At 72.9% G+C, this 12,287-nt stretch carries 12 protein-coding genes and 1 other RNA gene; 6 read left to right on the forward strand and 7 right to left on the reverse strand.

Features of this window, described 5'->3' with window-relative positions; translation table 11 throughout:
- Window positions 1-31 precede the first annotated feature (31 nt).
- Both IF129_RS02795 and IF129_RS02800 read left to right on the forward strand, forming a co-directional pair.
- A complete protein-coding gene (locus tag IF129_RS02795; protein ID WP_191207776.1) occupies window positions 32-835 on the forward strand; it encodes an SDR family oxidoreductase in 804 nt (267 codons plus the stop codon).
- Between the two features lie 93 nt (window positions 836-928).
- Window positions 929-1,426: a cupin domain-containing protein gene (locus IF129_RS02800; RefSeq protein ID WP_191207777.1), complete on the forward strand. Its 498-nt coding sequence runs from the start codon at window positions 929-931 to the stop codon at window positions 1,424-1,426.
- A gap of 7 nt (window positions 1,427-1,433) precedes the next feature.
- On the opposite strand, the gene IF129_RS02805 is transcribed toward IF129_RS02800, so the two are convergent.
- Complete coding sequence (locus IF129_RS02805) at window positions 1,434-2,090, reverse strand: TetR/AcrR family transcriptional regulator (protein ID WP_191207778.1); 657 nt, start codon at window positions 2,088-2,090, stop codon at window positions 1,434-1,436.
- A gap of 108 nt (window positions 2,091-2,198) precedes the next feature.
- Between IF129_RS02805 and IF129_RS02810 the strand changes: the two genes are divergently transcribed.
- On the forward strand, window positions 2,199-2,882 hold the full coding sequence (locus tag IF129_RS02810; RefSeq protein ID WP_191207779.1) for a DUF5701 family protein: 684 nt from the start codon (window positions 2,199-2,201) through the stop codon (window positions 2,880-2,882).
- Between the two features lie 56 nt (window positions 2,883-2,938).
- The gene (locus tag IF129_RS02815; protein ID WP_191207780.1) at window positions 2,939-3,184 is read left to right on the forward strand and encodes a hypothetical protein; all 246 of its coding nucleotides are present in this window, start codon (window positions 2,939-2,941) and stop codon (window positions 3,182-3,184) included.
- A gap of 26 nt (window positions 3,185-3,210) precedes the next feature.
- On the opposite strand, the gene IF129_RS02820 is transcribed toward IF129_RS02815, so the two are convergent.
- The 6 genes from IF129_RS02820 to IF129_RS02845 all read right to left on the reverse strand — a co-directional run bounded on the left by IF129_RS02820 (window position 3,211) and on the right by IF129_RS02845 (window position 9,467).
- Window positions 3,211-4,101: a PhzF family phenazine biosynthesis isomerase gene (locus tag IF129_RS02820; protein WP_191207781.1), complete on the reverse strand. Its 891-nt coding sequence runs from the start codon at window positions 4,099-4,101 to the stop codon at window positions 3,211-3,213.
- Between the two features lie 230 nt (window positions 4,102-4,331).
- On the reverse strand, window positions 4,332-4,523 hold the full coding sequence (locus IF129_RS02825; RefSeq protein ID WP_191207782.1) for a DUF397 domain-containing protein: 192 nt from the start codon (window positions 4,521-4,523) through the stop codon (window positions 4,332-4,334).
- Window positions 4,520-5,455 (reverse strand): helix-turn-helix domain-containing protein, encoded by a 936-nt coding sequence (locus IF129_RS02830; protein ID WP_191207783.1) that lies wholly within the window; start codon window positions 5,453-5,455, stop codon window positions 4,520-4,522. Before IF129_RS02830 ends, IF129_RS02825 begins: the two co-directional genes overlap by 4 nt.
- A gap of 345 nt (window positions 5,456-5,800) precedes the next feature.
- Window positions 5,801-7,114, reverse strand: coding sequence for a hypothetical protein (locus IF129_RS02835; RefSeq protein ID WP_191207784.1), 1,314 nt, complete (start codon window positions 7,112-7,114; stop codon window positions 5,801-5,803).
- A gap of 450 nt (window positions 7,115-7,564) precedes the next feature.
- An RNA gene (gene rnpB / locus IF129_RS02840) (RNase P RNA component class A) lies at window positions 7,565-7,972 on the reverse strand.
- A 25-nt stretch (window positions 7,973-7,997) separates the two neighbouring features.
- Entirely contained in the window at window positions 7,998-9,467 is a 1,470-nt protein-coding gene (locus IF129_RS02845; RefSeq protein WP_191207785.1) for an RNB domain-containing ribonuclease, read from the reverse strand.
- Window positions 9,468-9,531: 64 nt separating this feature from the next.
- Here IF129_RS02845 and yaaA point away from each other — a divergent pair, with 64 nt between their 5' ends.
- Entirely contained in the window at window positions 9,532-10,353 is an 822-nt protein-coding gene (gene yaaA / locus IF129_RS02850) for a peroxide stress protein YaaA (protein ID WP_191208242.1), read from the forward strand.
- Between the two features lie 102 nt (window positions 10,354-10,455).
- On the forward strand, window positions 10,456-12,270 hold the full coding sequence (locus IF129_RS02855; RefSeq protein ID WP_191207786.1) for an acyl-CoA dehydrogenase: 1,815 nt from the start codon (window positions 10,456-10,458) through the stop codon (window positions 12,268-12,270).
- Window positions 12,271-12,287 lie beyond the last annotated feature (17 nt).

The following is a 12,287-nucleotide window of genomic DNA, read 5'->3' on the forward strand; positions in this document are numbered from 1 at the left end:
GGGCACCATCCGGCTCGCGTACGCTGCGGACATGACGGACATCAACAAAACGTTGAACGAAGCGCGGGAGGCCGCCGCCGCACGGCCGCGCAGCGCCGTGGTGACGGGTGCGGGCTCCGGCATCGGCCGCGCCGTGGCCCTCGCCCTGGCCGAGGCGGGCTGGTCGGTCACCCTGGCCGGACGCCGGCCCGCCGCGCTGGAGAGCACCGCCGCGCTGCTCACCCCCGACGCCGCCGGGCGCGTCGCCGCCGCGCCCACGGACGTCACCGACCCCGACTCCGTGACCGCGCTGTTCGCCACCGCCCTCGACCGCTTCGGCCGCGTGGACCTGCTGTTCAACAACGCCGGCACCTTCGGCCCCGCCGTGCCGCCCGACGAACTCACGTACGCCGACTGGCAGTCCGTCGTCGACGTCAACCTCACCGGCGCCTTCCTGTGCGCCCGCGCGGCCTTCCGCGCCATGAAGGACCAGACGCCGCAGGGCGGCCGCATCGTCAACAACGGGTCCGTCTCGGCCCACGCCCCGCGCCCGCACTCCCTCGCCTACACCACGACCAAGCACGCCGTGACGGGACTCACGAAGTCGCTGTCCCTGGACGGGCGACCGCACCGCATCGCCTGCGGCCAGATCGACGTCGGCAACGCGGCCACCGAGCTCACGGCCCGCATGCGCACCGGCATCCTCCAGGCCGACGGCACGACGGCCGCCGAACCGACCATGGACGCCGCCGACGTCGCCCGGACCGTCCTGCACATGGCCGAACTGCCGCTGGAGGCCAACATCCAGTTCGCCACCGTCCTCGCCACGACCATGCCCTACATCGGCCGCGGCTGAACCTCCCGCGCGACTGGCGGACAATGGAGGCCGCCCCGGGGCCCGCGGCAGGCTGCCGCGCGCCCACGACCGCCCTTTCATCGCGGAGAGCCCATGCACGACGACGCACCACGGAGCACGGCACCGGGCGTGCAGGTCCGGTCGACGGACGCCCTGCGCGCCGTGCCCGACCATCGCGGCGGCGCCGTGTGGCGACTCGACCGGCCGGGCCGCCAACTCGACGCGAACCTCGTACGGCTGCCGCCCGGCAGCCGGGTCGGCGCGTCCGTCGAACCCGAGGTGGACGTGATCCTCTACGTCACCGGCGGCAGCGGCCGACTGGAGCTCGACGGCGTGGCGCAGCGGCTCCGGGCGGGCTCGGTCGTCTGGCTGCCGCGCGGCGCCCGGCGCTCGCTGGCGGCGGACGAGGACGGGCTGACGTACCTCACGACCCACCGGCGGCGCTCCGGCCTCACCGTCCGGACACGGAGCGAGGGCGGCGAACCGCCGTGCCTGCACCACCTGCTGTGCGACGCGTGCGGCCGTCCGGCCGCCGAGACCGACGCCCGCTTCTGCGCCCGGTGCGGCACCGCCCTGCCCGAGGCCGGATGAGCCCGGCTCAGGCGACGTAGAGCCGCCCGAGGGACGGTTCGAGCAGGTCGAAGGCGCGGGCCCCCTCGGGCGCGACGAGCCGCTCGATCTCCCACGCCGCGTACCCCGCGAGAGTGAGGTGCTGGATGCGCCCGAAGAGGACGCGGTGCACGGCGCCGAGCAGTCCCGCGACGGTGCGGGCGGTGGCGTCGCCACCCGGCGCCCCGCCGGCTTCGGCCAGCGCCTCGGCCAGCGCCTCCTCCCTGCGGTCGTGCAGGCCCCGCACGCAGTGCGTGAGAGTGGGGCTCTCGGCGGCCATGCGGGCGAACTCCGCCCCCGTGAAGCCCGTGACCGGATCGTGCGCGGCCAGGGACCCCTCGAAGGCGCGGCGCAACGCGCCCAGCGCCGACTCCCCGGGCCTGCGCGCCGCGACGGCCGAGGCCAGGGTCGCGACGAAGGCGTCCTGCCGGTCGAGGGCCAGGTCCTCCTTGCGCGCGAAGTAGTTGGTGACCGTCTTCTTGGAGACGCGGGCGGCGTCGGCGATCTCGGCGATCGTCGTGGCGTCGAACCCCTGGGCGAGGAAGAGCCGGGTGGCCTGGTCGGAGATGTGCTGCCGGGTCTCCTGCTTCTTGGCCTCCCGCAGTCCGGTCGGCCGAGGCGACGTGCCCGCACTGTCGTCACTCATGGGCGAATCTTACACCGGTAGTAAATTTACGTTGACACCCCTAAGGGACGGAGCTATTTTTACACTCGACGTAAATTTACGTGAGCGGCATATCTGGAGGAGCCCCCGTTGCCCGACCCGCGGACCGCCACCCCGACCCCCCTGCCGCCCCTGCGCACCCAGGCGGACCACCTGATCGCCCTGGGCGTCCACACCCGCGCCGCGCTCCCCGCCGCGGAAGTCCGCGCCTTCGCCGAACGGCACGCGGACGGCGGAGGGGGCACCCTGCTGGCCGTCCACCCCGAGCGCGCGCCCGCCTCCGTCCTCGCGCCCCTGCTGCGCCACAGCGGCAAGCCCGGCTTCGTCGTGACCGACATGCCCGACGTCGACCGCTTCACGCCCAGCGGGATCAACCTGCCCGAGAGCCCCCTGTACCTCGTCAGCGGCGTCGACCGGGGCGACCACCTGGCCAACTGGAGCCCGGAGGAGGCCCTCCCCGCCCTGACCGAGCACCACCGCACCCCGCTGCTGCTCACTGAAGGCATCCACTGGGTGCTCCAGCAACCGGCTGCCCTGGAACGCAACCGGTGCTTCATGACCATCGGCTCACGGCTGCGCAAGCCGAACGGCACCTACGACGCCCGCACCCCCGCGCTCTGGATCAGCAACGGCACCGGCCGCGACGGCCGGGAGCGGCGCGGCGCCCCCAAGGTCGGGTGGTGCTGGTGGCGCAACCGCCACACCTGGCTGGGCTTCGCCTCCGCCACGGGCCGGACACCGTCCGGCCCCGACCCGTCTGACCAGGGCGCCTAGCACGTTCGGCGGCCTCCGGCATGCGGAGGGCGCCGGGGCGTGCGCAGGGTGGAGCCATGGACACGGAACGCCCGGCCGAGCCGCAGTACCGGGTCGTGGTGGGGTCGTTCGGCGACGCCGACCACGGCTACCGGCTCGTCTGGCTGCGCGGCATCGGCTGGGAGCCGCTCACGGAGGAGGAGCTGGAGCCCCGTCTGCGCGAGGTCTTCCCCGACATCGACCTCGCCGACCCCGCTCAGGTGCACTGGGTCGACGAGCAGGAGACCTGGCCCGCCGCGCCCCATCCGGACGACGAGGGCTGAGGCGGGCCGGGGCGGCCCGTGGGGCGTCACGGTATGCGGACGCCCGACCCGCTGACGTGGATCCGCGCGTCACCGTGCCGCAACTCCACCGTCAGCTCCCCCGGCCGGCCGAGGTCGGCCCCCTGGTGCAGGGTGAGCACGGCGCTGTCCGGGACGAGCCCCAGCTCGCGCAGGTAGCCGCCCAGCGCCGCGGCGGCGGCGCCCGTCGCCGGGTCCTCCACCACACCCCCCACCGGAAACGGATCGCGGACGTGGAAGACCGTGACGTCCCTCGGATCGCGGTGGACGAGTTGCAGCGTCGTCAGATCGAGCCGCAGCATCAGGGCCTTGAGCCGCTCGACGTCGTAGTCGAGCCGGGCGAGCCGCTCGCGGGTACCGGCCGCCAGCACCAGGTGGCGGGCGCCCGCGTAGGCGATGCGCGGGGGCAGGGCGGGGTCGAGCTCCTCGGACCGCCAGTCCAGCGCGGCCAGCGCCTCCGCGAGATCGGCCGGGGCGATCTCCTCGGTGTACGGCGGAACGCTCGTCAGCGTCGCGCGCAGCTCCCCCAGCGGTGTCCGCACCACCGAGACGGGCACGGCACCCGCCCGCGTCGCGAACACCAGCTCCCCCGGCCCGATGCGCTCGGCCAGGGCGACGGCCGCCGCCACCGTGGCGTGACCGCAGAACGGCACCTCGGCGACGGGGCTGAAGTACCGGACGGTGAACTCCCGCCCCGAGCCGTCGCTGCCCGGCGCGGGGACCAGGAAGGCCGTCTCCGAGTAGCCGACCTCGGCCGCGACGGCGAGCATCGCCGCCTCGTCGAGCCCCGAGGCGTCGAGCACGACGCCGGCCGGGTTCCCGCCCTGCGGCGAGGAGGAGAAGGCGGTGTAGCGCAGGACGCCGGTGCGGTCCGTTTCAGACTGAGCGAGGTTCCCCATGCTCCCCGCAACCAACCGACCCCGCACCGTATTCCCCGACCCGCGTGAGTCGAAGACGACGATCCCCCGCGAACAGTGCTCACCGAACCGGGCGAGCTGCTCCGCGAGACCGACGGGCCGAGGAACCCGGGGAGTGGGAGAGGAGGACATCCCGCTCCCTCCGCAGCCTCATGGAGACGGCCGTCCGCCGCGCCGATGATCCGACGCGGGGACGGGACGCGTCGAGCGGGTCAGCGCTCCGACGCGAAACGCACGAACCGGCTCCAGCCCTCGTTGGCGACGGTGAAGGCCGGAAGGGTCGCGTCCTTGGAGTCGCGCACGTGGACGGCCTGTTCAGCGATCGCGACCTCCACACAGTCGTCACCCTGGCTGCCGCTGTAGCTGGACTTGAACCAGGCGAGTTCCGTCGAACCGCTGCTCATAGCTCTCCTCTTAGTCGCTCCAGCAGGGCCCGGGATTCGATGGGGCTCAGGGCCTGCGAGCGCAGTGTTTCATAGCGCTGGGAAAGCAGTCTCATCTCTTTCCGGTCCGAGATCAGCCGTCCGTTCTGCTGCCCCTCGGAGTAGCCGAACCACCGCCCCTCCGGTGTCTCCAGGATGCGCGTCGGCCCGTCCAGGCAGGCATGCAACCCGGCCTCAATCGAAACGAGCTGGAACGTCACGTTGCGCGGGGCAGTGAGGTCGAGGACATGGTCGAGGAGCTCGCGCACCACCTCCCGCTCGGCGAAACGACGACGGAAGACGTGCTCCTCGACGATGAAGCTGAACGGGGTCGTCGGCCGCTCCCGCATCATCACCTGCCGGTCCATGCGTGCGGCGAGTTGGGCCTCCAGCTCGTGGTCATTGCGCACCGGGATCGTGCCGTCGAACACCGCGCACGCGTACGCCTCGGACTGCAACAAGCCCGGCACCAGGCGGCACTCGTAGGTGGACAGGCTCACCGCCTTGCGCTCCAGCCGCGCCCACTGCCGGAACCACGCGGCGAGTCCCACCTCGCTCCGTGTGAGGTGGCGGGCGGCCTTGCGCAGGGCGCCGGTGTTTCCGAGCACTTCCTCGGCACGTTCCACGAACACCTGGTCCGGCATGCGGCGTCCCAGTTCCACGGAGGCCACCGTGTGCTTGGAGTACCCGACGTAGGCGGCGAGTTCGGCGCGGCTCAGGCCCGCGTGCTCGCGCAGGGCCTGCACGACCGCACCGAAGGTGCGCAGACTGTCCGAGGGGTGCGGCTCCCGCTCCCACTCCGTGTCGGTTCCCGCGTGCCCGTCGTCGGTGTCCCAGCCGGGCTCGGCCCCGACCTCACCCCCGACTCCGACCTCAATCCCCACCCCGGCCCCGACCCTCTCGGCGTTGCCCATCCGTCGCCCTCTCTCCGTGCCTCGCGCCTCGCGCTTGAACCGCGAAGGCCACCGAAGCCACTCACGGCATCACCTAGCGTGACCGAGGCGCACCGGTACCGTCTACCCTCAGTGCACGTACTCTCACCCCCCGTACGCGGTTCCGCGCACGCTCACGCCCCCGCGCCCCGGGCCGCCACCCCGTGCAGCGGCCGTGAACGACAGCGCGTCTGGCTCGTGGCACACCTGCCGACTCCACTCCGGCCGCTGTCGCGTGGCCAAGGGGGCGGTTCAGGCAGTTGATCTCGCCGGGTTTCGACGGCGAGATCAACACCTACTACTGAGGGCTCCGAGCTGCCGTCCGGCTTACGCGGGCAGCGCGGGGTGAACGACTACCGAGCCATCCTTGTCGCGGACGATCTCGATCGCTACATCCGTCGCACGGCCGTTGACCGTGACGTCGTCGCCCAACCTGTGAATCCGGTGCGCCGCGCTCATGAGGCGATCGACCTCACCCGGCGTGAAGACGGGCTTCAGACCGTTCGGACGGGCCAGTTCCAGTGTCGACAGGCGTACCAGGACACCGGCGATACCGGCCTCCAGTTCATCGAGGCGCTCCTGATCACGCTTAAGGACGCGGGTGAAATTCTCGAACAGATTGCCGGGCTCGCCCTGTGCGTGCTCGACCGCCTGGAGCACGACCACGCGCCGCATCAGCGCAATGGCCAGGGAAGCGAGTTCGACGTGCGTACGGAATGTGCCGCCATGGCCGTCGATGCCAGGGAACGACTTGGTCACGGCGCCGAGCCCGACAGCCTCGCCTTCGGACAGTCCGTCGAGTGCGCTCTGCCACCGGGAAAGGCGGCGGCCGGCTCTACTCAGCGCCGTGTCAATGGCATGGACCGCTGAGTCGAGTCCCAGCGAAACACCGAGCTTGCCCTGGTCGAGCAGGACCGCGGTGGCTTTGTCGATCGCGCTGCGGCAGGCGTCGAGTTCGCTGTGCTCGTCATCGAGCTTCTCTTCCTGAAGGTGCTCCAACAGTTGAGTGATGTGGTCGATAGCCCGCTGGCGCCTGCTGTCGGCGTGTGCACTCACCCCTACCGCCACGGCCATGAGCACGAGCGGCGCAGCCACCGTGAGCGCCACACTGCCGGCGGCCGCGGCACCCGCCGTCGCACCGGCCCCACCTACCGCACCGGCTGTCGTGGCCTTGCCCACCGGCACGAACGTCGCCGGTTCGACGAAGCGCCCCGCCGAGTTCACCAGTGAACCGTAGATGCCTCCTGCCGCGCCCTTCGACGGCAGCGAGCGGACCATGCCCTGCCCGAACTGGTCGGCGACCTTGGCCGGGATCACCATGCGGTAGAGGTTCTCGCCAGATGCGGTGGCTCTGGCCGTCGTCAGGGAACTGCGCGACGCCTGTGTGATGAGCTGCGAGAGACTCTGTGCCAAAGGGCTCGCCGCGTCAAGCGGGATGCCACGGGCGCGGTCCGTCGTGTCGGGCAACGGATGCAACTCAAGAGTGACGATCGGGTCGTCGGCCAGGGCGGCGAGCACTCCGCGCAGTTCAGCCAGGCGCTCGGCCGTCATCGCTTCGCCCACGCTCATCACCCCCGGCACGTGGACGTCAGCGGTCGCCAGCGCCAGCACGGGCACGGTTCTCTTACGGTCCCCAGCCATCGCTTCCCCCTTGTTCCCGACAGTGACCCAGGTCTGATGTCGAACGTGAACGGCGCGTGGCCGCGCTCGCGGGATGGCAGCTCCCAGAAGTTGCACGCCACGTATCGGACAGCTCCGGAACCGCGTCGGCTCCTTCGCGTACCCACTGTGCAATGATCCCATCACCGCACCCACCCATGCAGCCTCTTCAGATGTCGCGTGGGCTGCTCGGAACCACGGGCGACCACTAACGAGGCGACCATCATGAGAATGGCTGTCCACGGCCCGGAAGCGCAGCAGTTGATCGAAACAGCGATCGCACACACGAGTGATTCTGCGCAACATCGTTGTCGGAGCCGGTTGGCCGATTCGAACGTCAAGGCTCGGTAGGCGCACTCGTCGCTTCCCTCAGCGGGGGCAGAGGCTTCTGACCAGGGATCACTCCAGGCCATGGGCCCGTGGCGTAAGCGGCAGACGAGTCGTGCTGTACGCCGGATTCTGTCTCCGGTCGCCCTCGCGGGCGGCCGGGAGGCGGCCATCCATCTGGGGCCGGTGTCGCCACCGGCCTCGGTGCGGTCTACCCGCGAACTGGGGCGAGCAGCCCTCATGCGTCCGCGCAGGGCCGCCTCGCGACGGCCCCTCTTGACCTTGCTCCGGGTGGGGTTTACCGAGCCGCCCAGGTCACCCTGGGCGCTGGTGGTCTCTTACACCACCGTTTCACCCTTACCGGGCGCCGTCTCCGGCCCCCGGCGGTCTGCTTTCTGTGGCACTTTCCCGTGGGTCGCCCCAGGTAGGCGTTACCTACCACCCTGCTCTGCGGAGTCCGGACGTTCCTCGACGCGACCGGTGAGGTCACGCCGCGGCCGCCCGCACGGCTCGTCTGCCGTGGGGTCATCCTACGCGCTCAGGCCGGCCCGAACCGCACGGGTGACCTGCCCGGATCGGCGTGCAGGAGGCGGACGCGGAGGGGTTCGCCGAGCGGGAGGGGCGGACCGTCGGGCGGGACGGAGACGCGGCCCGCGACCGGGGGTTCGGCGAGGTGGACGGTGCCTTCGTGGGGCCGGTCCTCCCGGACGTCGGTCACGAGGCCGTCGAAGACCTCCCCGACGTGGTCCCACAGGACGGCGGCCGTCATCAGCTCCAGGCAGGCGTCGTCGGCCTCGGCGGCGCGGCGTTCGCCGCGTTCCATGGTGGCGGGGAGGGCGGCCAGCGCGCCGCCGGCCCATTCCGGCGGCTCCGTGCCCGCGACGGCGGCCAGGCACAGCTCGCCGGTGTAGCGGTCCACCAGGCGGCCCAGGGGCGCGGCGCAGTGGGTGTAGGGGGCGGCGACGGCGGCGTGCTCGGGGTGGTCGGGGCGGCCGGTCGGCCGGAGGGCGGGGCCGCCTCGGCCGAAGGCGGTGTAGCCGGCGCCGCGCAGGAGCGTCGTGCACTCCTGGAGGAAGGCGGCGTGGCGGGGGCGGCGGGGGTCGAGGGAGCGCAGGAGCGCGGCGTAGGACGTGTGCGGGGGCCAGGGGACGTCCAGCGCGCGGGCGACGCGGTGGAGGCGGGCCACCGCTCCGTCCGGGGCCTGCGGCAGGGTGCGCAGGACGCCGGTGCCGCCGTCGAGCATGAGGGCGGCGGCGGCCGTGCCGAGGAGCACGGAGAGCTGCGCGGTCCAGCGTTCGGCGGGGAGGAGGGGGCGGTGGTCGAGGCGGTAGCGGTCGCCGTGCGGGACGATCCGCTGCTCGGGCGCGTTGAGGGAGACGCCGCCCCGGGCGCGTTCCCGCTCCTCGCACAGGCGGCCGACGTCGCGCAGGAGGGCCACGGAGTCCTCGGCGGTTCCGTCGTCGAGTTCCCGCTGCACGGTGTCCGGGTCGAGCCGGGCGTGGGAGCGGACGAGGGCCCGGCGGACGTCGGTGGCGGTGAGGGTGCCGTCGGCGTCCAGGTCGAGTGTCCACAGCAGCGCGGGCCGGGGCACGTCGGGCAGCAGGCTCGCGGCGTCCTCCGCGATGCGGTGCGGGTGGAGGGGCACGCGCAGGTCGGGGAAGGGCAGGGCGAGGGCCCGGCGGTGGGCCTCGGTGTCCAGCGGATGGCCGGGGGTGACGAAGGCGGCCGTGTCGGAGACGGCGTGGTGGACGCGGAAGCCGCCGCGGGGCGTGCGGGCGAGGTGGAGGGCGTGGTCGAGTTCGTGTGAGCCGGGCGGGTCCACGGTGAAGAAGGGCAGGTGGGTGGCGTCCTCGGCGGGGAGCCGGGGGGCGCGGGCGGCGCGTTCGGCGTCGGCGAGGACGGAGGCGGGGAAGGCGTGCGGGACGCCGATCCGGTGGCGCAGGTCGTCCAGCGCCGCGCGCAGGGCGGCGCCGTCACCGCCGGTGATGTGCGGATGGCGGCTGGGCATACGGCGAGCGTAGGGCCGTAGGCTGCTGGTCGCCGCTTTTGCCCGACCGTGAGGAGAGATGACCGTGCTCGTGCTGCTGCCGCCGTCCGAGGGGAAGGCGTCCCCGGAGCCCCGCGCGGGTGACCGCACGCTGCGGCTGGACGCGCTGGCGCTGCCGGGGCTCACGGAGGCCAGGGAGCGGGTGCTCACCGAGTTGGTCGGTCTGTGCGCGGAGGCGGTGGGCGGGGACGACGCGAAGGCCCGGGAGGTGCTGGGGCTCAGCGAGGGGCTGCGCGGGGAGATCGCCCGGAACGCGGCGCTGGAGAGCGCGCCGGTGCGCCCCGCCGGGGAGATCTACACCGGTGTGCTGTACGACGCGCTGGGGCTGGGCACCCTGGACGCCGCGGCACGGGAGCGGGCCGAGCGCACGCTGCTGGTGTTCTCGGGGCTGTGGGGGGTGGTCCGGGTGGGTGATCCGATCCCCTCCTACCGCTGTTCGGGCGGCGTCAGGCTGCCGGGGCTCGGCGGGTTGGGGGCGTTCTGGCGCGGGCCGTTGCAGGAGGTGCTGCCGACGGCGGCCGGGGACGGTCTGGTGCTGGACCTGCGGTCGTCGGCGTACGCGGCGATGTGGAAGCCGAAGGGCGAGGTGGCCGGGCGGACGGCGACCGTGCGGGTGCTGCAGTCGAAGGTCGTGGACGGCGTCGAGAAGCGCTCGGTGGTGAGCCACTTCAACAAGGCGACGAAGGGCCGCATCGTGCGGTCGCTGCTGGTCGCGGGCGCGGAGCCGCGCACGCCGGCGGAGCTGGCGGGAACGCTGGCGGAGCTGGGCCACCGGGTGGAGCTCACGGCGCCGGAACGCCCGAGGCGGCCGACGCGGCTGGACGTGGTCGTCACCGACGTCCGCTGAGCCCGGCGTACGGCCGTGGTGCCGTAGGGCCGTTGACAGGGCGCGGAGCGTCGGCCAAGAATAAGCGACCGCTTAGTCTGCCTCTCCGGATCGGATGTGCCCATGCCCGCGACCCCGGCCGACTCCTCCCTGCTGATGTCCCGGAAGGACCTCGCCTTCCAGCTGTACGCGTGGCTGGACACCGAGGCCCTCGTCCGGCGGCCCCGCTACGCGGAGCACTCCCGGGAGACGTTCGACGCGGTGCTGGAGCTCGGGGAGCAGCTGGCCGCGCGCTACTTCGCCCCGCACAACCGCGCGGGCGACCTGGCCGAACCCCGCCTGGAGGACGGCACGGTGGAGACGATCCCCGAGGTGCGGGAGGCGCTGGCGGCCTTCGCCCGCTCGGGCCTGGTCTCGGCGACCATGGACGAGGACCTGGGCGGGATGCGGCTGCCGCACGTCGTGTCCACGGCCTGCTTCAGCTGGTTCCAGGCCGCGAACATCGCCACCTCCGCCTACCCGTTCCTCACCCTGGGCAACGCGCGGCTGCTGTGCGCCCACGGGACGCCCGAGCAGGTCGACCGCTACGCGCGCCCCATGCTGGCCGGGCGGTTCACCGGCACCATGTGCCTGTCCGAACCGCAGGCCGGCTCCTCGCTGGCGGACGTCCTGACGCGGGCGGAGCCGCAGGACGACGGCACCTACCGGCTGTCGGGCAACAAGATGTGGATCTCCGGCGGCGACCACGAGCTGACCGAGAACATCGTGCACCTCGTCCTCGCCCGCATCCCCGGCGGGCCGCCCGGGGTGAAGGGGCTGTCGCTGTTCGTCGTCCCCAAGCGCCTCGTCTCCCCCGACGGGAGCCCGGGTGAACGCAACGACGTCGTGGCGGCGGGTCTCAACCACAAGATGGGCTACCGGGGCACGACGAACGCGGCGCTGAACTTCGGCGAGGGCGCGCACCTCCCGGGGGGACGGCCGGGCGCGGTGGGCGAGCTCGTCGGGGAGCCGCACCGGGGTCTGGCCTACATGTTCATGATGATGAACGAGGCGCGCATCGGCGTCGGTGCCGGGGCCGCCGCGCTCGGCGTCACGGGCTACCTGAAGTCCCTGGCGTACGCGCGCAGCCGCCCGCAGGGCCGCCCGGTGACCGGACGCGACCCGGGCGCGCCGCAGGTGCCGATCATCGAGCACGCCGACGTGCGCCGCATGCTGCTGGCCCAGAAGGCGTACAGCGAGGGCGCCACCGGGCTCGTGCTGTACTGCGCGCGGCTGGTGGACGAGCAGCACACGGCCGAGGACGAGGCCGGACGCCGACGGGCCGGCCTGCTGCTGGACGTCCTCACCCCCATCGCGAAGAGCTGGCCCTCCCAGTGGTGCCTGGAGGCGAACAGCCTGGCGATCCAGGTGCACGGCGGGTACGGCTACACGCGCGAGTACGACGTCGAGCAGCACTACCGCGACAACCGCCTCAACCCCATCCACGAGGGCACGCACGGCATCCAGGCGCTCGACCTGCTGGGGCGCAAGGCCGTGCTGGACGGCGGCGCCGGGCTGCGGGCACTGGGTGAGACCGTCGCCGCGACGGCCGGGGAGGCCGCCGCGCGGGGCGGGGAGGCGGCCGAACTGGCCGCCTCCCTGACGGCCGCCTGGGAGCGGGTGACCACCGTGACGGCCGCCCTGTGGGCGACGGGCGAACCCGACCGGGCGCTGGCCAACGCGGCGGTCTACCTGGAGGCCGTCGGGCACGTCGTCCTGGCGTGGGTCTGGCTGGGGCAGTACCTGGCGGCCTCGGCGTCCGACGACGCCTTCCACCAGGGCAAGCGGCAGGCCGCGCGCTACTTCTTCCGCCACGAACTGCCGCGCACCGAGGCGCAGTTCGCCCTGCTGGAGAGCGGCGACACGACCGTCCCCGACACCGATCCCGACTGGCTGTGACCCCGGCGGCCGCCGGG

It is taken from the genome of Streptomyces chumphonensis (genome assembly GCF_014779715.1).
In the GTDB taxonomy this organism is placed as follows: Bacteria; Actinomycetota; Actinomycetes; order Streptomycetales; family Streptomycetaceae; genus Streptomyces; species Streptomyces chumphonensis.

Coding starts and splice junctions, on each gene's coding strand:
- IF129_RS02820 (WP_191207781.1), bottom strand. CDS start 4,101: ATGGGGAACCTCGCTCAGTCTGAAACGGACCGCACCGGCGTCCTGCGC.
- IF129_RS02855 (WP_191207786.1), top strand. CDS start 10,456: ATGCCCGCGACCCCGGCCGACTCCTCCCTGCTGATGTCCCGGAAGGAC.
- IF129_RS02795 (WP_191207776.1), top strand. CDS start 32: ATGACGGACATCAACAAAACGTTGAACGAAGCGCGGGAGGCCGCCGCC.
- IF129_RS02845 (WP_191207785.1), bottom strand. CDS start 9,467: ATGCCCAGCCGCCATCCGCACATCACCGGCGGTGACGGCGCCGCCCTG.
- IF129_RS02835 (WP_191207784.1), bottom strand. CDS start 7,114: ATGGCTGGGGACCGTAAGAGAACCGTGCCCGTGCTGGCGCTGGCGACC.
- IF129_RS02830 (WP_191207783.1), bottom strand. CDS start 5,455: ATGGGCAACGCCGAGAGGGTCGGGGCCGGGGTGGGGATTGAGGTCGGA.
- IF129_RS02805 (WP_191207778.1), bottom strand. CDS start 2,090: ATGAGTGACGACAGTGCGGGCACGTCGCCTCGGCCGACCGGACTGCGG.
- IF129_RS02815 (WP_191207780.1), top strand. CDS start 2,939: ATGGACACGGAACGCCCGGCCGAGCCGCAGTACCGGGTCGTGGTGGGG.
- IF129_RS02800 (WP_191207777.1), top strand. CDS start 929: ATGCACGACGACGCACCACGGAGCACGGCACCGGGCGTGCAGGTCCGG.
- IF129_RS02825 (WP_191207782.1), bottom strand. CDS start 4,523: ATGAGCAGCGGTTCGACGGAACTCGCCTGGTTCAAGTCCAGCTACAGC.